Origin of the sequence: Sphingopyxis sp. H053 (genome assembly GCF_001468225.1) — a bacterium.
Lineage (GTDB): Bacteria > Pseudomonadota > Alphaproteobacteria > Sphingomonadales > Sphingomonadaceae > Sphingopyxis.
In genome coordinates, this window is the sequence record NZ_LNRU01000004.1 from 387,791 (window position 1) to 412,044 (window position 24,254).

27 protein-coding genes and 1 pseudogene are annotated in these 24,254 nt (G+C 65.7%); 20 read left to right on the forward strand and 8 right to left on the reverse strand.

Annotated elements, in window-relative coordinates; all coding sequences use genetic code 11:
* Window positions 1-51 precede the first annotated feature (51 nt).
* Window positions 52-1,683, reverse strand: coding sequence for a putative bifunctional diguanylate cyclase/phosphodiesterase (locus ATE70_RS09965; protein WP_058537756.1), 1,632 nt, complete (start codon window positions 1,681-1,683; stop codon window positions 52-54).
* Window positions 1,684-1,954: 271 nt separating this feature from the next.
* On the opposite strand from ATE70_RS09965, the gene ffh reads away from it, so the two are divergent.
* The 4 genes and pseudogenes from ffh to ATE70_RS09985 all read left to right on the forward strand — a co-directional run bounded on the left by ffh (window position 1,955) and on the right by ATE70_RS09985 (window position 6,324).
* A complete protein-coding gene (gene ffh / locus ATE70_RS09970; protein ID WP_197411425.1) occupies window positions 1,955-3,403 on the forward strand; it encodes a signal recognition particle protein in 1,449 nt (482 codons plus the stop codon).
* A 40-nt stretch (window positions 3,404-3,443) separates the two neighbouring features.
* Window positions 3,444-3,899 (forward strand): annotated as a pseudogene (rpsP, locus tag ATE70_RS09975) (30S ribosomal protein S16); the annotation flags it as partial.
* A gap of 234 nt (window positions 3,900-4,133) precedes the next feature.
* The gene (rimM, locus tag ATE70_RS09980; RefSeq protein ID WP_058537759.1) at window positions 4,134-4,643 is read left to right on the forward strand and encodes a ribosome maturation factor RimM; all 510 of its coding nucleotides are present in this window, start codon (window positions 4,134-4,136) and stop codon (window positions 4,641-4,643) included.
* 163 nt (window positions 4,644-4,806) lie between these two features.
* On the forward strand, window positions 4,807-6,324 hold the full coding sequence (locus ATE70_RS09985) for a serine hydrolase domain-containing protein (RefSeq protein WP_058537760.1): 1,518 nt from the start codon (window positions 4,807-4,809) through the stop codon (window positions 6,322-6,324).
* A 79-nt stretch (window positions 6,325-6,403) separates the two neighbouring features.
* Here the strand turns inward: ATE70_RS09985 and ATE70_RS09990 are convergent, their stop codons facing one another.
* Window positions 6,404-6,604 carry a hypothetical protein gene (locus ATE70_RS09990; protein ID WP_058537761.1) on the reverse strand — a complete coding sequence of 67 codons (201 nt, stop codon included), beginning with the start codon at window positions 6,602-6,604 and terminating at the stop codon, window positions 6,404-6,406.
* Window positions 6,605-6,705: 101 nt separating this feature from the next.
* On the opposite strand from ATE70_RS09990, the gene ATE70_RS09995 reads away from it, so the two are divergent.
* Entirely contained in the window at window positions 6,706-7,644 is a 939-nt protein-coding gene (locus ATE70_RS09995; protein WP_058537762.1) for a LysR substrate-binding domain-containing protein, read from the forward strand.
* Here ATE70_RS09995 and ATE70_RS10000 read toward each other — a convergent pair.
* Window positions 7,641-8,225 carry a bifunctional transcriptional activator/DNA repair enzyme AdaA gene (locus ATE70_RS10000; protein WP_058537763.1) on the reverse strand — a complete coding sequence of 195 codons (585 nt, stop codon included), beginning with the start codon at window positions 8,223-8,225 and terminating at the stop codon, window positions 7,641-7,643. The two genes, ATE70_RS09995 and ATE70_RS10000, sit on opposite strands and share 4 nt — an antisense overlap.
* Before the next feature lie 125 nt (window positions 8,226-8,350).
* Here ATE70_RS10000 and ATE70_RS10005 point away from each other — a divergent pair, with 125 nt between their 5' ends.
* The 9 genes from ATE70_RS10005 (at window position 8,351) to ATE70_RS10045 (ending at window position 14,488) form a co-directional block, all read left to right on the forward strand.
* Complete coding sequence (locus ATE70_RS10005) at window positions 8,351-8,761, forward strand: SRPBCC family protein (RefSeq protein ID WP_058537764.1); 411 nt, start codon at window positions 8,351-8,353, stop codon at window positions 8,759-8,761.
* A gap of 38 nt (window positions 8,762-8,799) precedes the next feature.
* Window positions 8,800-9,537, forward strand: a complete 738-nt coding sequence (gene trmD / locus ATE70_RS10010) for a tRNA (guanosine(37)-N1)-methyltransferase TrmD (protein WP_058537765.1) — start codon at window positions 8,800-8,802, stop codon at window positions 9,535-9,537.
* A gap of 5 nt (window positions 9,538-9,542) precedes the next feature.
* Window positions 9,543-9,920: a 50S ribosomal protein L19 gene (rplS, locus tag ATE70_RS10015; protein ID WP_037513643.1), complete on the forward strand. Its 378-nt coding sequence runs from the start codon at window positions 9,543-9,545 to the stop codon at window positions 9,918-9,920.
* A gap of 98 nt (window positions 9,921-10,018) precedes the next feature.
* A complete protein-coding gene (locus ATE70_RS10020; RefSeq protein WP_058537848.1) occupies window positions 10,019-10,630 on the forward strand; it encodes a DUF1287 domain-containing protein in 612 nt (203 codons plus the stop codon).
* Window positions 10,631-10,677: 47 nt separating this feature from the next.
* Window positions 10,678-11,703 (forward strand): aspartate-semialdehyde dehydrogenase, encoded by a 1,026-nt coding sequence (locus ATE70_RS10025; RefSeq protein ID WP_058537766.1) that lies wholly within the window; start codon window positions 10,678-10,680, stop codon window positions 11,701-11,703.
* A 168-nt stretch (window positions 11,704-11,871) separates the two neighbouring features.
* Window positions 11,872-12,651: a dimethylarginine dimethylaminohydrolase family protein gene (locus ATE70_RS10030; RefSeq protein WP_058537767.1), complete on the forward strand. Its 780-nt coding sequence runs from the start codon at window positions 11,872-11,874 to the stop codon at window positions 12,649-12,651.
* A gap of 142 nt (window positions 12,652-12,793) precedes the next feature.
* A complete protein-coding gene (locus ATE70_RS24795; RefSeq protein WP_156419603.1) occupies window positions 12,794-13,423 on the forward strand; it encodes a DUF2238 domain-containing protein in 630 nt (209 codons plus the stop codon).
* A 2-nt stretch (window positions 13,424-13,425) separates the two neighbouring features.
* Window positions 13,426-14,031, forward strand: coding sequence for a hypothetical protein (locus ATE70_RS24800; protein ID WP_058537768.1), 606 nt, complete (start codon window positions 13,426-13,428; stop codon window positions 14,029-14,031).
* Window position 14,032: 1 nt separating this feature from the next.
* Entirely contained in the window at window positions 14,033-14,488 is a 456-nt protein-coding gene (locus ATE70_RS10045; RefSeq protein ID WP_058537769.1) for a GFA family protein, read from the forward strand.
* Between the two features lie 4 nt (window positions 14,489-14,492).
* On the opposite strand, the gene ATE70_RS10050 is transcribed toward ATE70_RS10045, so the two are convergent.
* The 3 genes from ATE70_RS10050 to ATE70_RS10060 are packed head-to-tail and all read right to left on the reverse strand — an operon-like array spanning window position 14,493 to window position 17,635.
* A complete protein-coding gene (locus ATE70_RS10050; protein ID WP_058537770.1) occupies window positions 14,493-16,082 on the reverse strand; it encodes an MDR family MFS transporter in 1,590 nt (529 codons plus the stop codon).
* 6 nt (window positions 16,083-16,088) lie between these two features.
* Entirely contained in the window at window positions 16,089-17,189 is a 1,101-nt protein-coding gene (locus ATE70_RS10055; RefSeq protein WP_082639537.1) for an HlyD family secretion protein, read from the reverse strand.
* Window positions 17,189-17,635: a MarR family winged helix-turn-helix transcriptional regulator gene (locus tag ATE70_RS10060; protein WP_058537771.1), complete on the reverse strand. Its 447-nt coding sequence runs from the start codon at window positions 17,633-17,635 to the stop codon at window positions 17,189-17,191. Before ATE70_RS10060 ends, ATE70_RS10055 begins: the two co-directional genes overlap by 1 nt.
* A 126-nt stretch (window positions 17,636-17,761) precedes the next feature.
* On the opposite strand from ATE70_RS10060, the gene ATE70_RS10065 reads away from it, so the two are divergent.
* The 3 genes from ATE70_RS10065 to ATE70_RS10075 all read left to right on the forward strand — a co-directional run bounded on the left by ATE70_RS10065 (window position 17,762) and on the right by ATE70_RS10075 (window position 21,108).
* Window positions 17,762-18,409 (forward strand): 2-hydroxychromene-2-carboxylate isomerase, encoded by a 648-nt coding sequence (locus ATE70_RS10065; protein WP_058537772.1) that lies wholly within the window; start codon window positions 17,762-17,764, stop codon window positions 18,407-18,409.
* A 44-nt stretch (window positions 18,410-18,453) separates the two neighbouring features.
* Window positions 18,454-19,206, forward strand: coding sequence for an alpha/beta fold hydrolase (locus ATE70_RS10070; RefSeq protein WP_058537773.1), 753 nt, complete (start codon window positions 18,454-18,456; stop codon window positions 19,204-19,206).
* Between the two features lie 75 nt (window positions 19,207-19,281).
* A complete protein-coding gene (locus ATE70_RS10075) occupies window positions 19,282-21,108 on the forward strand; it encodes a M2 family metallopeptidase (protein ID WP_058537774.1) in 1,827 nt (608 codons plus the stop codon).
* Window positions 21,109-21,162: 54 nt separating this feature from the next.
* On the opposite strand, the gene ATE70_RS10080 is transcribed toward ATE70_RS10075, so the two are convergent.
* Complete coding sequence (locus ATE70_RS10080) at window positions 21,163-21,489, reverse strand: ArsR/SmtB family transcription factor (protein WP_058537775.1); 327 nt, start codon at window positions 21,487-21,489, stop codon at window positions 21,163-21,165.
* 48 nt (window positions 21,490-21,537) lie between these two features.
* Here ATE70_RS10080 and ATE70_RS10085 point away from each other — a divergent pair, with 48 nt between their 5' ends.
* Both ATE70_RS10085 and ATE70_RS10090 read left to right on the forward strand, forming a co-directional pair.
* Entirely contained in the window at window positions 21,538-22,020 is a 483-nt protein-coding gene (locus ATE70_RS10085) for an SRPBCC family protein (protein ID WP_058537776.1), read from the forward strand.
* Between the two features lie 73 nt (window positions 22,021-22,093).
* The gene (locus ATE70_RS10090) at window positions 22,094-22,828 is read left to right on the forward strand and encodes a sulfotransferase (RefSeq protein WP_058537777.1); all 735 of its coding nucleotides are present in this window, start codon (window positions 22,094-22,096) and stop codon (window positions 22,826-22,828) included.
* Between the two features lie 21 nt (window positions 22,829-22,849).
* On the opposite strand, the gene ATE70_RS10095 is transcribed toward ATE70_RS10090, so the two are convergent.
* Window positions 22,850-23,287: a winged helix-turn-helix transcriptional regulator gene (locus ATE70_RS10095; RefSeq protein WP_058537778.1), complete on the reverse strand. Its 438-nt coding sequence runs from the start codon at window positions 23,285-23,287 to the stop codon at window positions 22,850-22,852.
* A 90-nt stretch (window positions 23,288-23,377) separates the two neighbouring features.
* Between ATE70_RS10095 and ATE70_RS10100 the strand changes: the two genes are divergently transcribed.
* The gene (locus ATE70_RS10100) at window positions 23,378-24,181 is read left to right on the forward strand and encodes an SDR family NAD(P)-dependent oxidoreductase (RefSeq protein WP_058537779.1); all 804 of its coding nucleotides are present in this window, start codon (window positions 23,378-23,380) and stop codon (window positions 24,179-24,181) included.
* The last annotated feature ends 73 nt before the right edge of the window (window positions 24,182-24,254 follow it).

The window sequence follows — 24,254 nt, forward strand, 5'->3', positions numbered from 1 at the left end:
AGTCCGCGCATGTAAGGGCGCGCGGGCGCGAAGTCTAGCGATGCGGCGGGATCAGGCCGTCTTGCGCAGCGGCGCGTCTTCGCTGGTGTCGGGGCCGGCGGGCGGCGCCATCGGCGTGCGCAGCAGGCCGCGGTCGGCGAGCAGCCGTTCGGTATCGGCGGCCGACGAGGCGCGGCCGAAATACCAGCCCTGCCCCTTCGAACAGCCGAGGCGTGTCAGCTCGATCGCGGTCGCCTCATCCTCGACCCCCTCGGCGGTGATCGGCATCGCGAGGCTTTCGCCCAGCCGCACGATCGCGACGACGATCGCCTGCGCATCGGGGCTGCCGCGCATCGCGGCGACAAAGCTGCGGTCGATCTTGATCCGGTCGAACGGCAGCGCGCGCAGGTGCGACAGCGAGCTGTAGCCGGTGCCGAAATCGTCGAGGCTCAAGGATACGCCCTGATTCTTGAGACTGGTTACGATCGAGCGCACCAGCGGCAGATTTTCGAACAGCGAGCTTTCGGTGATCTCGACCTCGAGCTGGCTGGCAGGAAAACCGACCTCGATCAGCAATTTGGTGAGCTTCTGGCTGAACCACGGATCCTTCAGCTGCTGCGGCGAGATGTTGACCGCGAGCATGATCGACGGGTCCCAGCGTTTGGCGGTCTCCATCGCCTCGCGGATCACCTGCAGCGACAATTCGCCGATCAGGCCGCTTTCCTCGGCGACCGGGATGAAACGTTCGGGCGGGATCATGCCATATTCGGGCGATTCCCAGCGCATCAGCATTTCGAAGCCGATCAGGCGCCCGCTGGCGATGTCGACCTGCGGTTCGAAATGCGGGACGAACTCGCCGCGCGGCATGCCGTCGCGAATGCCGGTTTCGATCTGGTTGCGCACCTGCACCGCCATCTCCATCCCGGCTTCGAACCAGCAGAAGCGGTTCCGGCCCTCGTCCTTGCAATTATACATCGCGATGTCGGCCTGACGGACCATCGTTTCCATCGTCACGCTGGCATCGCTGGCGAGCGATATGCCGAGCGACGCGCCGACGCGGATCTGCTGCCCATCGTGCGTGACGCTATTGTCGAGCGCCATGACGAGTTCGGCGGCGAGTGCATCGACGTCGGCGCGCGCCGCGGGCTCGAACACCAGCATCGCGACGAACTCGTCGCCGCCGAGCCGCGCCTTGGTGGCATTGGGCGGCAGCACCGCCGAGATGCGCTCGGCGGCAACTTGCAGCACGCGGTCGCCCGCGGCATGGCCGTGAATGTCGTTGACGGTCTTGAAATGGTCGAGGTCGAGTAGGAACAGCGCGACCTGGCGCTTTTCGGCGATCGCGCCCGCGATCTGCCGCTGCCCGGTCGCGAGCAGCGCCCGGCGGTTGAGAAAGCCCGTCAGCGGGTCGGTATCGGCGAGGTAGCGCGCGCGCTGCTCGGCCTCGGTACGCTCGAGGATTTCGCGATTGAGATCCTTGTAGCGGCGCCAGCCGAACAGGATCAGCGCGACATTGAGGATGACCGCCGTCGCCAGCGCGCGGTCGGGGCCGCCGCCGATGCCGATGAGGGCGCGAACGGCCGCCTGCATCACATTGCTGCCCGTCCCCACGAACAACAGGATCGCGGCGACGACGATGCCGCCGGCTATGATGTCGCGTTTGGCGCCCTCGCTGCGGTCGAATGGCTTCGGCGTCGATGTCATATGAATTTGTCCCACCCTTAGGGGCTCTATGCGGGCAAAGCGGTGAAATTTGGGTTAAGTGCGCCGCGGCCGTGCCCTTCGCGCGCGCAGGGCGCCCCACCGCTTGCTTTCGGCGGGGCTTTTGCGTAAAGGCCGCCGCGTCCGCGCGCATTTTGCGTTCGGGCATATCGACATCCGCGACGGAAACTCTGTCCACGGATACCGCTGGTTGGCGAGGTTTCGCTCACCGGCGTGTTTTGCGTTGCGGGCGTTGTAGGCAAGGATTTTGGCTGTGTTCGATAGTCTGAGCAACCGGCTTGGCGATGTTTTCGGGAAGCTCCGCGGCCGCGGCGCGCTGACCGAGGCCGACGTGCGCGCCGCGATGCGCGAAGTGCGAATCGCCTTGCTCGAGGCCGACGTCGCGCTGCCCGTCGTGCGCAGCTTCATCGATCAGGTCACCGACCTCGCGATCGGCGCCAATGTCCTGCGCTCGGTTACCCCGGGGCAGCAGGTCGTCAAGATCGTCAGCGACGCGCTGACCGAAATGCTCGGCTCCGAAACCGCCGAGCTCGACCTTGCCGTCACCCCGCCCGCCGTGATCATGATGGTCGGCCTGCAAGGGTCGGGTAAAACGACGACGACCGCGAAGATCGCGAAGCGGCTCAAGGAAAAAGAGCGCAAGAAGGTGCTGATGGCGTCGCTCGACGTCAATCGCCCCGCCGCGCAGGAACAGCTCGCCGTCCTCGGCACGCAGATCGACGTCGCGACCTTGCCGATCGTCGCGGGGCAGGGCCCGGTCGAGATCGCGCAGCGCGCGCTCCAGGCGGCGAAGCTTCAGGGCTTCGACGTCCTGATGCTCGACACCGCGGGCCGCCTCCACGTCGACCAGCAGCTGATGGACGAGATGCAGGCGGTGTCGCGCACCGCCAATCCCGCCGAAACCCTGCTCGTCGTCGACAGCCTGACGGGTCAGGACGCGGTGCAGGTCGCGCAGCGCTTCACCGATCAGGTGCCGCTGACCGGCGTCGTGCTCACCCGCATGGACGGCGACGCGCGCGGCGGTGCCGCGCTCTCGATGCGCGCCGTCACCGGCAAGCCGATCAAATTCGCGGGTACGGGCGAAAAGCTCGACGGGCTCGAACTCTTCCAGCCCTCGCGCATCGCGGGCCGCATCCTCGGCATGGGCGACGTCGTCAGCCTCGTCGAACGCGCCGCCGAAACGATCCAGGCCGAAGAGGCCGAGGCGATGGCGGCGAAGATGGCCAAGGGCATCTTCGACCTCAACGATTTGCGCACGCAGCTCAACCAGATGCGCCGCATGGGCGGCCTCGGCGCGCTCGCCGGCATGATCCCGGGGATCAAGAAGGCGCAGGCGCAGATGGCGGCGGGCGCCGCCGACGACAAGATGCTCATCCACTTCGACGCGATCATGGGCTCGATGACCCCCAAGGAACGCGCGAAGCCCGAAATCCTGACCGCGAAGCGCAAGATCCGCATCGCCAACGGGTCGGGCACGACGGTGCAGCAGGTCAACAAGGTGCTGAAGATGCATCAGGAAATGGCCAGCGCGATGAAGAAGATCCGCAAGATGGGCGGGCTCAAGGGGCTCGGCGCGCTGTTCGGCAAGGGCGGCGGCATTCCCGGAATGGGCGGTATGGGCGGCGGCGGTGGCCTCCCCGGCCTTGGCGGAGGTGGATCGATCCCGCCTGAACTCGCCAATTTGATGAATAAAAAGAAGTAATTAAACCCGAATTTCAGTTTAGAAGTAAAAGGAAAATATCATGGCAACCTCCATTCGCCTCGCACGCGGCGGTTCGAAAAAGCGTCCTTATTACAAGATCGTCGTCGCCGATTCGCGCAGCCCGCGCGACGGCCGCTTCATCGAACGTATCGGCAGCTACAACCCGCTGCTCGCCAAGGACAATCCCGAGCGCATCAAGCTCGACGCCGACCGTGCGAAGCATTGGGTTTCGGTTGGCGCGCAGCCGACCGACCGCGTCGCCCGCTTCCTCGACGCCGCGGGTGTCCTCGAACGCGCTGCGCGCAACAACCCGAACAAGGCTGTCCCGGGCGAAAAGGCCAAGGAACGCGCCGAAGAAAAGGCCCAGAAGCTGGCTGACGCCGAAGAAGCCGCAGCCGCCGCTGCCGCCGCTCCGGCACCCGAACCCGAAGTGGTCGAAGAAGCCGCTCCGGAAGTGGCCGCTGAAGAAGCGCCTGCTGCTGAAGAAGCTGCCGCTCCCGAAGCCGCTGAATCGGACGCAACCGGTTCGGTGAAGAGCGAAGCGACCGCCGAAGCGGTTGCCGAAGCCGTCGCCGACGAAACCCCGGCCGACGCGACCGCCGAAGACGCGACCGCGATCGCCGAGGAAGTCGCCGAAGGCGGCCCGGTTGCCGAAGCCGCCGAAGAAGCTCCGGCTGCTGAAGAAGCGCCCGCTGAAGAAGCCGGCGAAGAAAAGGCCGAAGGCTAAGCCTTGGCCGACGCGTCGCGCCCCGTCACCCTCGCCGCCATCGCCGGCGCGCATGGGGTACGGGGCGAGGTGCGCCTCAAATTATTTGGCGAAGGCGCGGAGGCTCTCCGCGCCTTTTCCGTTTTTGAGGCGGGGGGTCGCAAGCTGACCCTCAAATCGGTGCGTCCCGCCAATCAGGGCGCGGTCGCGACCTTTGCCGAGGTCAATGACCGCAGCGCCGCCGAAGCGCTGCGCGGCACCCTCCTCACCGTCCCGCGCTCGGCGCTGCCGCCCTTGGGCGAGGGCGAATATTATCACCACGACCTGCTCGGCCTGCCGTGCGTGTCGACCGATGGCACGGCGATCGGCCATGTCGCCGCGATCGAGAATTTCGGCGCGGGTGACATCCTCGAAATCGAGAAGGCGGCCGAGCCCGGCAAAAAGGCCGCGCGCTTCATGGTGCCGATGACCGCACAGGCGGTGCCGGCATGGAACGACGACGGCGTGACGATCGACGCGGCGTTCGTCGAGTAACGGATAGTCCCATCCTTCCATCGTCACCCCGGGCTTGACCCGGGGTCCCGCTTCTTCGGCACATCGGTGACCGAAGCGGGTTGACCTCAAGAGCGGGACCCCGGATCAAGTCCGGGGTGACGGACAAGGAAATGTCGCGTCAGCTTGTCCAGGGAGGATCGTCATGCGCTTGAAATCGGGTCTCGTTTTTGCCGTCATTCTTGGCGTTTCCGTACCCTCCACCGCGCAAGAACCAACTCCCAAAACCCTCGACCAGCTCGCCCCCGAAATCGACGCGCTTTTCGCCAGATTCCAGGCCGATCAGCATGTCCCCGGGGTGGTCTATGGCGTCGTCCAGGACGGCAAGCTGGCCTATGTGAAGGGCCTTGGCGTCCAGAATGTCACCGACAAGCGCCCCGTCACCCCCGACAGCCTGTTCCGCATCGCCTCGATGACCAAGGCGTTCACCGCGCTCTCGATCCTCAAGCTGCGCGACGACGGCAAGCTCCGCCTCGACGACCTTGCCGAACAATATGTGCCCGAAATGAAGGGCTGGACCTATCCGACCAAGGACAGCCCGCGCATCCGCGTCCGCGACCTGCTCCAGCATGTCGGCGGTTTCGTCACCGACGATCCGTGGGGCGACCGCCAGCAGGTGCTGCCGCAGGAGGATTTCACCAGGATGATCGCGGCGGGCGTGCCGTTCAGCCGCGTGCCGCAGAGCAGCCACGAATATTCGAACTTCGGCTACGCGCTGCTTGGGCGGATCGTCGCCAACGCCTCGGGCATGCCTTACACCGACTATGTCCAGCGGACGATCCTGACCCCGCTCGGCATGACGAGCAGCGGCTTCGACGCGCCCAAAGCGCCCAAGGCGCGCTACGCGCTCGGTTATCGCTGGGAGAATGAGCGCTGGACCGCCGAGCCCGAGATGGTCGACGGCGCGTTCAACAGCATGGGCGGGTTGCAGGTCAGCGCGAACGACTATGCCAAATGGGTGGCCTTCCTGCTTTCTGCGTGGCCCGCGCGCGACGATGCGGACAATGGCCCGGTCAAGCGCGCTACCGTTCGCGAGATCGCACAGGGGTTGAACTTCGTTTCGGTCGTCAACCGCACCGGCGCGAGCGGTGCCGACGCGTGCAAGCTGTCGAGCGCCTATGGCATGGGCTGGCGCGTCGCGCAGGATTGCGATCTCGGCCTGACGCTCGCGCACGGCGGTGGTTATCCGGGTTATGGCAGCCATGTGATGCTGATGCCCGATCACGGCGTCGGGGTGTTCGCGCTGTCGAACCGCACTTACGCCGGCCCGTCGAGCCCCGCATGGGACACCGCGGTCGCAATGGACAAGGCGGGGCTGCTCGAAACGCGCGCCGTGCCGGTGTCGCCCGCGGTGGCGGACGCCTATGCGGCGGCAAGGGCGGCTTATGCCGCGGGCGATCTTGGCCCGCTGCAGGGCAAGCTCGCGATGAACTTCCTGCTCGACCGCTCGGCCGACAATTGGAGGGCCGAATTTGCGAAATTGAAGGCGGAGGTGGGCGCGTGCCCGACCGACGAACCGCCCGTGCCGACGGGCGCGATGTCGACCACCTTCCGCCTCAATTGCGCGAAGGGCAAGCTCGACGGAATTTTACTGCTCGCGCCCACGACGCCCACCACGATCCAGGCGCTGCGTTTTCGCGTGGTGCCGCCCGAGGCGCGCTGATGTCGACGGGGTGGGGCCTTTAGCAAGGGACGGCCCCACCCCGTTTCGCCCTGGACCTTGAGGGGAGGGGCAGGGATTCTTATCGCGCCCGGCGCGGACGCACGCCGCAGCGTGCGGCGACGCGGGTGAAGACGCTGTCTTCGCCCGGCGCGCTCGGCACCGCGATCCATTCGCCGAGGCGGCGGAACGGGGTCGCGAGCCAGTGGAGGCCGCGGGCGATATCGGCGCTGAAATGATCATGACCGTCATTCCAAACGCGCATGAACTGCTCGTCTTTCATCGTTCATCTCCTTTCGCTTGATGTTGCCTAGATGCACTTCCCGGCATCGCTCCGCCAACAAAAGGCGTAGACCATATTATAAGCTGAGCTTATAAGGTGGCATGTCCCGCCTGCCGCCCCTCGCCGCCGTGCGCACCTTCGAAGCCGCCGGTCGGCTGCAGAATTTCTCGCGCGCCGCCGAGGAGCTGGGGCTGACGCAGGCCGCGGTGAGTTATCAAATCCGCCAATTGGAGGACCGCCTCGGCCGCGCGCTGTTCGTGCGCGAGAAAGGCCGCGTGCGGCTCTCCGAAACGGGCCAGCGGCTGCTCCCCGCGATCAGCAACGCCTTCGCGACGATGGGCGACGCCTTCGCCGCGCTCGGCAGCGACGAGGCGGACGTGCTGACGATCAACGCCGCGACCAGCTTCGGCGGCACCTGGCTCAGCGCGCGCATCGGCAGCTTTCAGCTCCAATATCCCGAACTCGCGGTGCGCATGGCGATGAGCAACGATCTGATCGATTTCGATGCCTCGAACGTCGACGTCGCGATCCGCATCGGCAAGGGCGTCTGGCCCGGGCTGCGCAGCGACTTCCTGATGCGCCAATATCTCGCGCCGATCGCCTCGCCGGCCTTTATCGAAGAACATGACATTCGCGAGCCCGCCGACCTGCTGCGCGTCCAGCGGCTGGCGCCGAACGACAGCTGGTGGGCCGAATGGTTCGCCTTGGCCGGCGTGGCGAGGCCGCCGGCGTCGACACGGCGCGGGATCGAACTCGACAGCCAGTTGCAGGAAGGCAGCGCGGTGCAGGCGGGCTTCGGCGTCGCGATGATGACCCCGCTCTATTGGCAGGGCGAACTCGCGAGCGGGCGGATGGTCCAGCCCTTCGACACGCTCTATGTCTCGGCATCGTCGGGCATGTGGCTCGTCCACCGCGACAATCGTGTCGGGGTGCGCAAGATCGAGCGCTTCCGCGAATGGCTGCACGCCGAAATCGAGAAGGATCGCCACCTGCTCACCGACGCGCTATTGGAGCCGCCGTCGCCGCCCGAACTGCGCTAGCGCCTCGCGCGGCGTTTCAACATGCTCGGCGCCCGGCGATAGACCTGCTGGAAAGCCGCGTTGAACGACCGCACGCTGCCAAAACCCGCCGCCAGCGCGATGTCGGTCATGCCCAGGTCGGTGGTATCGATCAGTCGCTTCGCGCGCTGGATGCGCGCGGTGCGCGCGGCGGCCAGCGGTGTGGTGTCGAGATGGCGGCGGAACAGCCGCGTCAGGTGGCGGGCGCCGATGCCGAGCCGCCCGGCCAGCGCCTCGACGTCTGCTTCGTCGAGCGCGCCGTCCTCGATCAGCCGCAGCGCGCGATCGACGGTCGCGCGGGTGCCGTTCCACGCCGGCGAGCGCGGCGCCGTCTCCGGCCGGCAGCGAAGGCAGGGGCGAAAGCCCGCTCGCTCGGCCGCCGCAGCGCTGCGATAATAGCTGACGTTGCGCGAGAGCGGCTGGCGCACCGGGCAGACCGGGCGGCAATAGATGCCGGTCGATTTGACCGCGATGAAGATAATTCCGTCATAGGCCGGATCGCGCGCATAGCGCACCCGTTCGCACAGCGCGAAATCGAGGTCGGGTTCGTCGGGCGGCGTCATGCGCCCTTTATACGGAAATCGGCCGCGCTTGTCCGGGGGTGTCGGTGACCGCGTCCGATTCCTGCCAGCGATGGCGCGGCGACGCCGCTATCATCGGCGGCATATCCAGAGCAGGAGCAAGCCCGATGGCCTCGATCCACCACGACATCTTCATTGCCGCCGACCCCGCCACGATCTGGGACGCCGCGCGCGACGTCGGCCGGCTCCACGACCGGCTCGTCCCCGGGTTCGTCGCTGCCACCGAAATGCTCGAAGGCGATGGCGCGCCGGTACGCCGTGTCACCTTTGCGAACGGCGCGGTGGCCGACGAAACGATCGTCTCGGTCGACGACGACCGCCGCCGCCTCGTCTGGGCGATCAAGGCGTTTGACCATCATAATGGCGTGCTCGAAGTCGCCGGGGCCGAAGGCGGCGCGCGCGTGCGCTGGACCGCCGACATCTTGCCCGATGCGCTCGTGCAGCAGGTCGCGCCGATGATGGCAGAGGGGCTCGCGCGCATGAAGGCGCATATGGAGCGCGTGCGCGTCGACAGCTGACGCTTGCCAAGCGGGGGCAGTGGGCGGCATGGGGTAGCATGACCTTCACCGCCGTCCCCCTGACGCTTTACCCCGACATGTTCCCCGGCCCGCTGGGGCACAGCATGGCGGGGCGCGCGCTCGAAAGCGGGACGTGGCACTGCGCGCCGGTGCAGATTCGTGACTTTGCGACCGACAAGCATCGCACCGTCGACGACACGCCCGCGGGCGGCGGCGCGGGAATGGTGCTCAAGGCCGATGTGCTCGGCGCCGCGATCGACCATGCGGTGGCGGCGCATCCGGACCTCCCGATCCTCGCGATGACCCCGCGCGGGGCGCCGATCACGCAGGCGCGCGTCCGCCAGCTTTCCGCCGGCCCGGGCGCAATCATCCTCTGCGGCCGCTTCGAGGGATTCGACGAGCGGATTTTCGACGCGCGGCCGATCGAAGAGGTGTCGATGGGCGACATCATATTGTCGGGCGGCGAGATGGGGGCGCTGTTGCTGCTCGACGCTTGCATTCGGCTGCTTCCCGGCGTAATGGGCGCGGCTTCAAGCGGTGACGACGAATCGTTCGAAAACGGTTTGCTCGAATATCCGCACTATACCCGGCCCGTAAATTGGGAAGGGCGCACGATCCCCGAAGTGCTGCGATCGGGGGATCATGCGAAGATCGCGGCCTGGCGGAAACAACAGGCGGAAGATCACACACGGTTACGCAGGCCGGACCTTTGGGAGCGTCATGTCGATGCTCGGGCCCGACCTGCCTCTGGCGCGCGGCGAAAAGAAAAGGACTAGAGGACATGAACCTCATCCAGACGATCGAAGCCGAAGAAATCGCCAAAGCGGCGAAGACCATTCCGACCTTCCGTCCCGGCGACACGCTGAAAGTCGGCGTGAAGGTGGTCGAAGGCGAACGCACCCGCGTCCAGAATTTCGAAGGCGTGTGCATCGCACGCTCGAACAAGGGCATGGGCTCCAACTTCACCGTGCGCAAAATGTCGTTCGGCGAAGGTGTCGAGCGCGTGTTCCCGCTCTATTCGCCCAACATCGACTCGATTACCGTCATCCGCAAGGGTGCCGTGCGTCGTGCGAAGCTGTACTATCTTCGTGGCCGCACTGGTAAATCGGCGCGTATTGCGGAGCGCCGCGAATACCGGTCGGAAGCCGGCGAAGGCTAAGGAGAGCTTCTCTCACCCAAAGCCGAAACAGCTTTCAAAAACGACCGGTTCCGCCAACAGGCAGAGCCGGTCGTTTTCTTTTGGGCAAAGCGAATTTCATGCAGCAGTCCGTCCTCCCGTTCCAGCCGACGCGGCGCGCCTTTCTTGGCGCGGTGCTCGCATTCGGCGTGTCGGGCGAGGCGGTGGCGCTCACCAATGCGCAGCGCATCGTCGCGGCGGCGCGGCGGCAGGTCGGCGTGACGCTGTCCTATGATCCGGCCTATACCGTGCTGCGCTTCCCGAACGGCGATGTCGACCGCGCGAAGGGCGTTTGCACCGATGTCGTGATCCGCGCCTTCCGCGATGCGCTCGGCGCCGACCTGCAGGCGCTTGTAAATGCCGACATGCGCGCCAATTTTGCAGCCTATCCGAAGAATTGGGGATTGGGGCGCCCCGACCGCAACATCGACCATCGCCGGGTGCCCAACCTCGCGACCTATTGGCGGCGGCAGGGCGCCTCGCTGCCCGTAACGACCAATCCCGCCGACTGGCGCCCGGGCGACATCTTCACCGCGATGGTGGGTGGCCGTCTGCCGCACACCGGCATCGTGTCCGACCGCAAGGATACGACCGGCGTGCCGCTCGTCCTCCACAATATCGGTGGCGGGACGCGCGAGGAGGATGCGCTGTTCGACCACAAGCTGACCGGCCATTTCCGCTGGAAAGTCTGAATTATCGTAACGTTTTCAACCGAGTTCTTGCCTTGAGGAGTGAGTAAATGGGTTATCGTATCGTTGTCGCCGGAGCCACGGGCAATGTCGGGCGCGAAGTGCTCGCCATTCTCGCCGAGCGCGAATTTCCGATCGACGAACTGGCAGCGGTTGCATCGTCGCGCAGCCAGGGCACCGACGTCGAAATCGGCGACAGCGGCCGCACCGTCAAATGCCAGAATATCGACAACTTCGACTGGGCCGGCTGGGACATGGCGATTTTCGCGATCGGCAGCGACGCGACCGCGATCCACGCGCCGAAGGCTGCCGCGGCGGGCTGCGTCGTGATCGACAACTCGTCGCTCTATCGCATGGACCCCGACGTGCCGCTGATCGTGCCCGAGGTGAACCCCGATGCGATCGACGGCTATACCAAGCGCAACATCATCGCGAACCCGAACTGCTCGACCGCGCAGATGGTCGTCGCGCTGAAGCCGCTGCACGACGCTGCCAAGATCAAGCGCGTCGTCGTCTCGACCTATCAGTCGGTGTCGGGTGCGGGCAAGTCGGGCATGGACGAACTGTGGAACCAGACGCGCCAGATCTTCGTCGGCGACGAGAAGGACATCCAGAAGTTCACCAAGCAGATCGCCTTCAATGTCATCCCGCACATCGACAAATTCCTCGACGACGGCTCGACCAAGGAAGAGTGGAAGATGGTCGTCGAAACGAAGAAGATCCTCGATCCGAAGATCAAGGTCACCGCGACCTGCGTCCGCGTCCCCGTCTTCGTCGGCCACTCGGAAGCGATCAACATCGAGATGGAAGACGAGCTGTCGGCCGAGGATGCGCAGCGCATCCTGCGCGAAGCCCCCGGCGTCGTGCTCCACGACAAGCGCGAGGACGGCGGCTATATCACCCCCGTCGAATGCGTCGGCGATTTCGCGACCTTCGTGTCGCGCGTGCGTGAGGACCCGACGGTCGAAAACGGCCTCAACCTCTGGTGCGTCAGCGACAACCTCCGCAAGGGCGCGGCGCTGAACGCGGTGCAGATTGCTGAGCTGCTCGGCCGCCGGCACCTCAAGAAGGGCTGAAAGTAGAGTTGGTGTGCCCCTGCGAAGGCAGGGGCCCATCACCTAAGGTTCCGGCACCATGCCGCGGTTCTTTTGAGTCGCGACGGCGGGAGATGGACCCCTGCCTTCGCAGGGGTACGGCTTCGCGGCATCTCGACTTCGCTCGATGCGAACGGATAAGAGGGGCGGATGACCAGCCCCTACGCCTTCACCCACGCCCTCTGCCGCGCCCCCGCCCGTTCGGCGGTCAAGGGCATCCGCGCCAACGGCGGTCCCGACCCCGACTTCGCCGTCCTCGCCGCCGAACATGAATCCTATGCCGGCGCGCTCCGCGACCTCGGCCTCGCCGTCGAAGTCCTGCCGCCGCTCGACGATTTCCCCGACGCGCTGTTCACCGAAGACGTCGCGCTGACCTTTCCCGAGGGCGCGATCTTGCTTCGCCCCGGCGCACCGAGCCGCGCGGGCGAAGTGGCGCATATCCGCGAGGCGCTCGCGGCGCGCCACGCCACTGTGCTCGAAATGACCGGCCCCGGCCATGTCGACGGCGGCGATGTGCTGCGCCTTGCCGACCGCGTGATTATCGGCCTGTCCGACCGCACCGACCGCGCGGGCGCCATCGAACTCGCGGCTTTGCTCGATCGGCTCGGTTATCGCGCCCAGATCGCGGTCACGCCCGCGGGCGTGCTCCATTTCAAGACCGGCTGCAGCCTGATCGACGAAAGCACGATCCTCGCCGTACCCGCGATGCGTGACTGTCCCGAGTTTGCCGGTCTCGAGGTCGTGCTGACTCCGCCCGGCGAAGAGGGGGCGGCGAATATCCTGCGCGTGCGCGATACCGTCCTCATCGGCGCGCGCTGGCTGGCGACGCAGGCGATGCTGGCGGCGCGCGACGTATCTTTCCGCCCGCTGCCGACCGACCAGATCGCGCGCATCGACGCCGGGCTCAGCTGCATGTCGCTGCGCTGGTGACGCATCGAAAATCGCTGTCCTACAATATCTTGCTGCATTAGGTCTTCGGCATGATGAAAGCCCTGACGCCGCGCCCGATACATGCATTTGCGAGTGAAGTTAGGCAGTTTTCCGCCATTTCTGTCTCGGCGGATTTCGATCGATGACGGCCGGTTCGGCGCCCCCCAAAACGCAAAGGCCGCTGATCGGCCTGCTCCTTGCGCTCCTCCTCCTCGCGCAGATCGACCAGCCCTATCCCGAGGTCGCGCTGCTCCAGCATATCCCGACGATGCTGCTGATCGTTGCGGCGCCCTGGCTGCTCCGCCGCTGGCCGCTATCGACGCCCGCCGTCGCGTGCATCGTCGCCTTCATGGCGCTCCACACGCTCGGCGGGCGCTACGCCTACAGCAATGTCCCCTATGACGACTGGGCGCGCGCGCTGACCGGCACCAGCCTCTCCGACACCTTCGGGTGGACGCGCAACCATTATGACCGGCTCGTCCATTTCGCCTTCGGCGCGCTGTCGGTCATCCCCGTCGCCGAAGTCGCACGGCGCTGGGGTGGTCTCGGCCCGCGCGGTGCGGCCTTAACCGTGCTTGGTTGGGTCTTGGCGATCTCAAGCCTCTACGAAATCTTCGAATGGCTGCTCACCATCGTCGCGGCGGGCGAAACCGCCGATCGCTACAACGGGCAGCAAGGCGATATCTGGGACGCGCAAAAGGATATGGCGCTGGCAACGCTCGGTGCGATATTGGGGATGGCGATGGGGCCGATCGTCGGAAACAGGAGATAGGCATGCGCAAGTTCACGACCCTCGCGATGGTAGCGCTGCTCGCCGCGTGCAAACCCGCCGCCGAAAAGGCCCCCGTCGACGCCGATCCCGTCGCTCCCACGGTGCCCGAGGCGAAGGCCGACGGGCCGAACGCGGCGACCACCGCGGTCAGCCTCGACGGCGAGGGGCTGCGCTTCGTCGACACGAACAGCGGCAAGACCAGCCTGCTCGCCTTCGGCGTCCCGCGCGCACAGGCGGAGGCCGCGCTCGCCAATGTCGCGGGCAAGGAGGACGATCGCAGCACCAACGCCGAATGCGGCGCGGGATCGATGGAATTCACGCGCTACGACGCGATGACGCTCAACTTCCAGGACGGCAAATTCGCCGGCTGGTTCCTCGGCAACGAACCCGGCGCCGACAGCTATTCGACGATGAGCGGCATCGCCATCGGCACGACGCGCGCCAAGGCGAAGGAATCGGTGACGATCGTCGACCTCGAGGACAGCACGCTCGGCGAGGAATTCAGCATCGGCACCGGCGACAAGGTCATCGGCGGCATGTTCGCCGCGCCCGGCGACGCGGCAAAGATCGACGCGTTGTTCGCCGGCACCAACTGCTTCTTCCGCTGATATGGCGCGGGAAATCACCGGTGGCTGCCGCTGCGGCCAACTGCGTTACAGCTTCGAGCAGGACGGGCCGCTCCTCAACTATTGCTGCCATTGCCTCGATTGCCAGAAATCGACCGCGAGCGCCTTTGCCGATCAGCTGATCGTATCGACCGACGCTTTGACACTGACCGGGCGAAGCGTGACCTTTTCGACCGAGCGCCCGTCGGGCGGGACGACGAACAACCAGCATTACCCCGACTGTTTCAGCCGCGTGTGCAACGCGAACACCGTCTATCCCGCGATGACGATCGTGCGCGCCGGCACACTCGACGATCCGTCGGGGCTGGAGCCTTTCGCGCACATCTGGGTCAAGCGAAAGCGTGGATGGATCACAATCGCTGAAGGCGTGCCGACCTTCGACAAAAGCCCCGATCCGATGGAGTTCATGCGCTTTGCAACGGAGCGACGCGGCGCCTGATGCGTCAGTGCCCCATATCCGCCGCCGACGCCTTCGGCCCGCCCGGCTTCGGCGGGCGTAGCAGCAGCACCAGCGGCACCGACGCGAGCGTCACCCACATCATCGCCCAGAAATCGTCGATATAGGCGATCATCGCCGCCTGCCGGTTGATCTCCGCATTGACCATCGCCAGCGCCGCGTCGCCCGCGATGCCGAAGCGGTCCGCGGTCGACGGATCGAGCAGGGCGACCGAGCTGTTGGTGACATGCGCCGCCAGATCCGCGTGGCTCCGCTGGATGTTCGACCCGAGCAGGGTGGTGACGATCGAGATGCCGACCGACGCGCCGAGGCTGCGGAACAGGTTGAGCAGGCTCGACCCGTCGGTGCGATATTGCGGCTGGATCGTCGCGAACGCCATGGTGTTCAAGGGAATGAAGATCAGCCCCATGCCGAGACCCTGCACCAGCCCGCTGATGATCACCGGCTGCATCCCCATCGCGAGCGACCAGTGGCTCATCTGCCATAACGAATAGGCCGCGGTGAGGAGCCCGGTGCCGACCAGCCAGCGCGCGTCGATCTTGCCGAGCAACTGCCCCGCGACCCACATGCTCGCAAGGATGCCGATCCCGCGCAGCGCGAGCGCGACCCCGGTATCGATCACCGGCCAGCCGAACAGATTCTGCAGCATCGGCGGCAGCAACGCCATCGACGCGAACATCACGACGCCGATCACGACCATGAACCCCATCGCGGTGACGAGGTTGCGGTCGGCGAGCATCTTGCGGCTGAACAGCGGCGCGCGCGCGGTGAACATATGGACGATGAACATCCACAGGCAGGAGACGGCGACGCCGAGCTCGATCCAGATTTCGATGCTGTCGAACCAGTCCTGATGCGCGCCGCGGTCGAGCATCAGTTGGAGCGCGGCGAGACCGAGCGCGAGCATCGAAAAACCGAACAGGTCGAAGCGCCGTGTGACGCTTCGCGTCTTGGGCAGCAGCGCCCACATCATCGCGAGCGTGATGAGCCCGACGGGCAGGTTGACGTAAAAGACCCAGCGCCAGTTGACGCTTTCGGTCAGCCAGCCGCCCAATATCGGGCCCAGGATCGGCCCGATCATAATCCCCATGCCCCAGATCGACATCGCGCGCGCGTGGCGTTCGGGCGGATTGATGTCGAGCATCACCGACTGCGACAGCGGTCCGATGAAGGCCGCGCTGACCCCCTGAAGGAAACGGAAGGCGACCATCTGCTCGAGCGTCTGCGCGGCGCCGCACGCCATCGACGCGACGATGAAGCCCGCGACCGCGGCCATGAACAATTCGCGCCGCCCGATCCGGTCGGCGAGCCAGCCGGTGATCGGCATCGCGACCGCCGATGCGAGGATATAGCTCGTCAGCACCCACGTCACCGTCTCGCTCGTCGCGCCCAATGCCGACTGCATATGCGGGATCGCGACGTTGGCGATCGTCGTGTCGAGGATCTGCATGATCGACGCGCCCATGACGGCGACGGTCAGCAGCCCGCGATAGCGCACGCGTTCGTGCAGCGGGATCGACTCGTCGTCGGGGAGCGCCGCGGCCGACGGCCGGCGGGGGAGGGCATTGCTCGCCACGGGACCTTACTTCGTAATCACCCGCACATCGGCCGACAGCCCCGCGATCATGTCGCGCGCGGGCTTTTCGTCGAAGGCGATGCGCACCGGCACGCGCTGTGTCACCTTGACCCAGTTGCCGGTGGCGTTCTGCGCGGGCAGCACCGAAAACTCGCTGCCGGTGCCCGCGCCGATCGTCAGCACATGGCCGCGCACCTTCACGCCGGGATAGGCGTCGAAGCTGATTTCGGCGCGCTGGCCGACGCGCATGTCGGCGAGGTCGGTTTCCTTGAAATTGGCCTCGACCCACGGATGCGCGGTATCGACGAGCGTCACCGCGGGAAGCCCGGCGACCATCATCTGGCCGACCTGCAGCCGGTCCGACTGCGCGATACGGCCGGCGCTCGGCGCGCGAACCGTCGTGCGGCCCATGTTCACCTCGGCCTGCGACCGCTGGACGCGCGCCGCCTCGACCTGCGGGTTGATCCCGCTCGATGGGCCGGCGGCGAGCTTGGTGCGGGCTTCCGCGGCGGCGGCTTCGGCTTGACGTACGCTCTCGCGCGCCTGCTGGAGCGCGTGGCGCGACGCGTCATAGGCGGCTTTGGTCGTGAAGCCCTTTTCCATCAACGCCGCCTGCCGCTCGAAAGTGACCTGCGCGAACTTCACATCCTCACGTGCCGCGGCGATGTCGACGCTCGACGTGTTCGCGCTCGCCGAGAGGTTGCCGACCTCGACCTCGGCGGCGTCGATCGCCGCGGTCGCCTGCGCGACGGTCAGCGCATAGGGTTCACCGTCGATGCGGAACAGCAGCTGGCCTTTCGCGACCTGCTGGCCGTCGCGCACCGCGACTTCGGTGATCCGTCCGCCGACTTCGGCGGCGACCGACACCTTGTCCATCTGGACATAGGCGTTGTCGGTCGACACCGACCCGCCGCTCGTCAGCCACCAGCCGGCGCCGCCCGCGATCAGAGCGAAGGGCAGGCCGAACATCAGGATGCGCGTGCGCCAGCTTGCCTTGGGCGCGGCCTCGTTTTCGAGTGCCGGGTTCGGCAAGGGGTCGGCCTTTGGCGCGGCCTTGGGCGGCGTCACCTTTTCGGCCTTCGGGCGGGATGGGGAGAGCTGGTCCATCAAACGGTCTCTTCTTCTTTTTGGCATATACGGCGGGACAAATTGGCGCGAACGCGTTCGACAAGATCGATCAGCTGGTCGCGCTCGGCGTCGCTCAGCCCTTCGGTGGCTTCGGCGGTCAGCGCGTCGGCCATCTCGCGCATTCCGCCGAGCAGGTCGCCCGCGCGGGGGGTCAGATAGAGGCGCCACGCGCGGCGGTCGGCGGGGTCGGCGCGGCGTTCGACCAGCTCGCTTTCGACCAACCGGTCAACCATGCGCGACAAGGTAATCGGCTCGACCTCGATCAGCTCGGCGAGCGGCCCCTGACGGATGCCTTCGTGGCGCTTGAGATAGGTAATCAGCCGCCATTGCAGCGCGGTAATGCCGCTGCCCTTCGTGCGCGCGTTGAACGAACGGCGAAACAGCCGCGCCGTGTCGTTCAGCAGGAATCCGATGGTTTCACTCATGGACTAGGATATAATAGCAATTGCTACTATTTTCAACATCCGGATGTTGCGGCCAACAATCTCGAATCTGGTGTAAATTTTCTTTACATTGCTTGCGTCGGCCGCGTTTTTTGGCAGGATGACGTCATGAGTTTGACCGCAGACCTCTTCTGGTCCTTTCGCTCGCCGTACAGCTATCTCGCTATCGGCCGTTATCGTGCGCTCGCCGCCAGCCACGATGTGACGATCAACCTGCGCCCCGTTTATCCGCTCGCGATCCGCCAGCCCGACTTTTTCGAGCGCAACCATCCCAACTGGCTAAGCTATACGGTGCGCGACATGATCCGTGTCGCGCAATTTCATGGCATTCCCTTCGGTCCGCCGCGTCCCGACCCGATCGTGCAGGACATGGCGACGCGCACGATCGCGGCCGAGCAGCCCTATATCTATCGCCTGACGCGGCTCGGGCAGGCGGCATCGCGGCGCGGCAAGAGCCTTGCCTTCGCGCATGAGGCGGCGCAGCTGATCTGGGGCGGCGCGCAGGACTGGCATCTGGGCGATCATCTCGCGGGCGCCGCGAAGCGCGCCGGGCTCGACCTTGCCGAACTCGATGCGGAGGCGGTGAGCGAGGCCGAGGTGCTTGATAACGAGATTGCCGGCAACCAGGTCGCGCTCGAAATCGCTGGCCATTGGGGCGTGCCGACGCTGGTGTTCGATGGTGAGCCCTTTTTCGGGCAGGATCGTATCGAAATGGCGAAGTGGCGCATGGAACAAAAGGGCCTGCGCCCGCGCTGATCGGCGCTTGCCGAACCGGGCGTGAAGAGCGCATAGCGCGGCACATGACGATCGAACCCCAATTTTTCGAGGCGCGCGACGGCGTGCGACTGGCGTGGCGCGAAATGGGCGAAGGCCAGCCGCTGTTGCTACTCCACGGCCTGTTTTCGAGCGGCGAGGTCAACTGGATCAAGTTCGGCACTGCCGCGCGCGTCGCATCCGAGGGCTATCGCGTGATCATGCCCGACCTGCGCGTCCACGGGTCGAGCGACGCGTCGCACGCGGAGGAATATTATCCGCCCGATGTGCTCGTGCGCGACCTTGAGGATCTGGTGGCACATCTGGGCCTGACCGATTTCGACCTCGGCGGCTTTTCGCTCGGCGCGCGCACCAGCGTCCGCGCGGTCGTCGCGGGGATGAAGCCCAAACGGCTGATCCTCGGCGGCATGGGGCTCGCGGGCCTCGCCGGCTGGCAGCGGCGCGGGCAATTCTTCAAGCGGGTCATCGCCGAATATGAAACGGCAAAGCGCGGCGACGACACATGGCTGTCGATCCAGTTCATGAAAACGATGAAGGTCGATCGCATCGCGGCGGGGCATCTGCTCGACAGCTTCACCGACACGGCGCCCGCGATGCTGGCGGCGATCACGATGCCGACGCTCGTCGTGTGCGGTGCTGACGATCAGGACAATGGTTTGGCGCCCGAACTCGTCGCCGCGCTCGCCGACGCGCGGCTCGCGACGATCCCGGGCACGCATATGTCGAGCGTCACCCAACCCGAGCTGGGCGATGCGATCGCCGCCTTTCTCGCGGCTTGACCGGACTCGCGCGAAGCGCCTACCTGTTGCCATGTGCCGCAGAGCGCTGACAAAATATTCCAGAGGACGCACCCCATGAAAGCCATGATTTCGACGCTGTCGCTTGCCTTGTCGCTCGCGGTGGCAACCCCCGCTTTTGCCCAAACCGCGCCGACGGCGGCCCCCACCGCCGCTGACGCCGATGCCTTTATCGCGTCGGTCGAAAAGGACCTGTTCGACTATACGGTCGAGGCGAGCCAGGTGAACTGGGTCAACAGCACCTATTTGACCGAAGATACCGATGCGATGGCGTCGCGGATCAACGCCGTCGGCACCGAAAAATCGGTCAAATATGCGCTCGAAGCCGCCAAATATAAGGATGTCGGGGGGCTCAGCGCCGACACCAAGCGCAAGCTCGATATTTTGCGCACCGGGATCGTGCTGCCCGCGCCGACGACGCCGGGCGCCGCGACCGAGCTCAACACGATCGCGACCGACCTGCAGTCGCAGTACGGCAAGGGCCGCGGCACGCTGAATGGCAAGGAAATCTCGGGCTCGGACATCGAGGCCGCGATGGGCGACCTCAAGCACACGCCGGCGCAATTCGCCGAGATGTGGACGAGCTGGCACGACAAGGTCGGCGCGCCGATGAAGGACGATTATGCCAAGCTGGTCGGCATCGCGAACGCCGGCGCGAAGGAACTCGGCTTCGCCGACACCGGCGCGATGTGGCGTTCGGGTTACGACATGCCGCCCGAGGAATTCGCCAAGGTCACCGAGAAGATCTGGCAGGATATGAAGCCGCTCTATGTCGCGCTCCACACCTATGTCCGCTGGAAGCTGAACGAGAAATATGGCGACGCGGTGCAGGCCAAGACCGGTCCGATCCGTGCCGACCTGCTCGGCAATATGTGGGCGCAGGAATGGGGCAATATCTACCCGCTCGTCGCGCCCGCGGGAACCGGCGACCTCGGCTATGACATCGGCGACCTCTTGACCGCGCAGGGCAAGACCCCGCTCGACATGGTCAAGGCGGGCGAGAATTTCTATTCGTCGCTCGGCATGGCGCCGCTGCCCGAAACCTTCTGGAAGCGCAGCCAGTTCCTGAAGCCCGCCGACCGCGAGGTCGTGTGCCATGCATCGGCATGGGATATCGACAACAAGGACGATATCCGCATCAAGATGTGCATCAAGGTGAATGCCGACGACTTCATCACGATCCACCACGAACTCGGCCACAATTATTACCAGCGCGCGTATAACAAGCAGCCATTCCTGTACCTCAACGGTGCCAACGACGGCTTCCACGAGGCGATCGGCGACTTCGTCGCGCTGTCGATCACGCCGCAATATCTTGTCGACATCGGCCTGCTCGACAAGGCGAAGGTGCCCGCCGCCGACAAGGACATCGGCCTGCTGCTCCGCCAGGCGATGGACAAGGTCGCTTTCCTGCCCTTCGGCCTGCTCGTCGATCGCTGGCGCTGGGGCGTCTTCGACGGGTCGATCCAGCCCGCCGACTACAACAAGAAATGGACCGAGCTGCGCACGCAATATCAGGGTATCGTCCCGCCGGGCGCGCGGCCGGCGAACGCGTTCGATGCGGGCGCAAAATTCCACATCCCGGGCAACACGCCCTACACGCGCTATTTCCTCGCGCGCGTGCTGCAGTTCCAATTCTATCAGGCGGCGTGCAAGCAGGCCGGCTGGAAGGGGCCGCTCCACCGCTGCTCCTTCTATGGCAACAAACAGGTCGGCGCGAAGCTGAACGCGATGCTCGAAATGGGCGCGTCGAAGCCGTGGCCCGACGCGCTGCAGGCCTTCACCGGCAGCCGCGAGATGTCGGGCAAGGCGATGGCCGATTATTTCGCGCCGCTGAAGACGTGGCTCGACCAGCAGAACAAGGGCAAGCCGCAGGGCTGGTGAGCCGGGCGATCGACGACAAGCAGAAGGGCCGGGGCGTCGCCGCCCCGGCCTTTTTCATTGCGCCTCGACCGCCTGTTTGAAGCGGGCCAGCCGCGCGCTCGCGGCGGCGGCGTGCGGACCGATCCAGCGGTCGTGGATGTCCTGGATCGGCACCGCGTTGAGGTGGTTCCAGCGTTCGCGGCCGCGGCGCTCGGCGATCACCAGCCCCGCATCCTCCAGCACCTTCAGATGTTGCATCACCGTGCAGCGGTCGATGTCGGCAAAATGGGCGCACAGCGCGCCCGTGGTCAGCGGCTGGTCCTTCAGATCGTCGAGAATCTGGCGCCGGATCGGCGAGGCGAGCGCCTTGAAGGTCGCGTCGAACTGGTCGTGAATTGACATGTTACATAAATATAACATAAAAGAGTGCGACTCAAGCGGAGAATGGACATGGAACTGAAATTCAGGGTCGCGGCGCGGATCGCGAAGCCGGTGCACGAGGTGTTCGAGGCGGTCGCAGACCCCGCGAAGCTGTCGAACTATTTCACCACGGGCGGCGCCAAGGGCCGGCTCGAGACCGGCGCCACGGTCGAATGGGACTTTCACGACTTTCCCGGCGCCTTTCCGGTCTGGGTGATCGAGGTGGTGCCCGACGAGAAAATCGTCCTCGAATGGCAGGCGAACGAAGGCGAGCCGCCCAATGTGGAAGGCGGCGCGCACAAGGACGCCGATTACCGGACGCGGGTGACGATGAGCTTCAAGGGGCTCGACGACGGGCGCACGATGGTCGAGATCGCCGAGGAAGGCTGGCGCGAAAATCAGGGTGCGCTCGGCGCCTCCTATGGCAATTGCCAGGGGTGGGCGCAGATGCTCTGCGCGCTCAAGGCGTGGACCGAGCATGGGATCAACCTGCGCGAGGGCATGTATATCTAGCCGCGCGATCGCCGACAGAACGGCCATTGCGGGCGGCGTTGCGAACGGCGCGGCCGGGCGATAGGCTGGCCGCATGACAAGCGCACCGCCGGTGATGGTCCTCGGTTGCGGCCGAAGCGGCACCTCGATCTTTGGCGAGCTGTTCGACGGCCTCGATCGCTACATCTATCAAAGCGAACCGGCGTTCGAGGCGGTGTTGGCGGCCGACTACAGCACGCCGCAGGCGTTCAAGGTGCCGCGCGAAAGCGACCTTCATCCGGCAAGGCCGGGCCTGTCCTTTCCGCTCGACCGCTTTCTGGAGGTGGCGCCCCGCGCCCGCCTGTTCTGGATCGTGCGGAATCCGCTCGACGCCGTCTGTTCGTTGCGGGTCGGAATCGCGAAGCAATGGGGGCATCACCCGAGGCCGCCCGACTGGCGGGACTGGCTTGGGGAGGCGCTGATCGCGCAATGCGCGCATCATTGGGCTTTCCTCAATCTCGCGGGATATGCGCAGGTCGAACATTGCGCCACGCTTGTCCGGTTCGAGGATATGATCGCCGATCCGGTGCAGTTTTGGGCCCGGATATGCGAGGTTCTGGCGATCGATCCCGCCGCCAATGCCCCGCATCTCGCGAGGTGGGCGAAGCGGGTGCAGAACAGCAACAACAAGGACTTTATCGAAGCGCAGACCTCGCGGAGCTACTCACGGCCGGACCATAGGGTCCGCGTCGACCGCTGGCGCGAGAATCTGACCGACGAAGAGGCCGCCGCGATCTGGGATATCGTCGGCGAGACCGCTCAGGCGCTGGGCTACCGCGCCCCGGCTTGAAATCGGCGCTGAGGACGGGCGTCAGCCCGGAATTTCCAAGTGCAGTGGCCGCGAGCCGATCGGGGCGCCGGTGTTGGCGTCAACCACCACCGGGCGCACGACCTCGCCCGTCGCGGCGTCGAGGTGACGGCTGAGCGCGCCGGCGCCGTTATATTTGCGCCCCCACGCGCCGATCGCCATCAGGATCGGCAGGAAGTCGCGCCCCCCCTCGGTGAGCAGATATTCGTCGCGCGGCGGGCGCTGACTGTAGCGCCTCTTCTCGATCAAACCAGCATCGGCAAGCGCCGACAAACGCCGCGACAAGATGTTCGGCGCGATGCCGAGGCTGGTGCGCAATTGCTCGTACCGCGTCAGCCCGCGCTCGATATCGCGGAGCACCAACATGCTCCAGCGGTCGCCGACGCGCATCAACCCGCGATCGACGGGGCAGGTGCCCAAATTATTTTCGTCGCTGCTCATTGAAGTCACATAAGGCAGTAACTATCATTTTGCAAGCGACTCGCGGCGGGCTTTTCTCGTCCTGGGGGCCGCCTCACAAGGAGCAATGATTTGACTATCCCGAGTGGAACGGCCCTGATCACGGGCGCTTCGACCGGCCTGGGCGCCGTCTATGCCGACCGCCTCGCCAAGCGCGGGCACGACCTGATCCTCGTCGCACGCAACGGCGCGCAGATGGAAGAACTCGCCGCAAAGCTGCGCGCCGAAACCGGCGCCCAGGTCGATGTGATCGCCGCCGACCTTACCCACAGCGACGATGTGACGCGGATCGAGCAGCGGCTGGCGGGCGATGCCGCGATTACGCTCTTCGTCAACAATGCCGGCATGTCGCTGAACGGCGGCACGCTGGAGAATAGCCCCGCCGAGATCGAGACGATCATCGCCCTCAACATCACCGCCGCCGCGCGGCTCGCGATTGCGGCGGGCAAGGCGTTCGGCGCGCGCGGCAAGGGGGCGATCGTCAACATCGCCTCGGTCCTTGCGCTCGCTCCCGAAGCCTATGAAGGCGTCTACAGCGGTTCGAAGGCGTTCCTGCTCAACCTCAGCCTTTCGCTCGCGAACAGCCTGCGCGAACAGGGCGTGACGGTGCAGGCCGTGTTGCCCGGTGCAACGCGCACCGAAATCTGGGAACGCTCGGGCAAGGACATCGACGCCTTCCCGGCCGAGATGGTGATGGGTGCCGGCGACCTCGTCGATGCTGCACTGCTCGGACTCGATAGCGGCGAGGACGTGACGATTCCGCCGCTTGCCGATGAAAGCCAGTGGGGTGCCTATCACGCGGCGCGGCTGGCGATGGGGCCGGGACTGTCGCGGCGTGACGTCGCCGAGCGCTATCGGGCAACAGAAGCGGTTTGAAACCCCGTTGGGTCAGTGACGTTCCCAACATTCGTCATTCCCGCGAAAGCGCGAACCCAGTGGCTATGGCAGC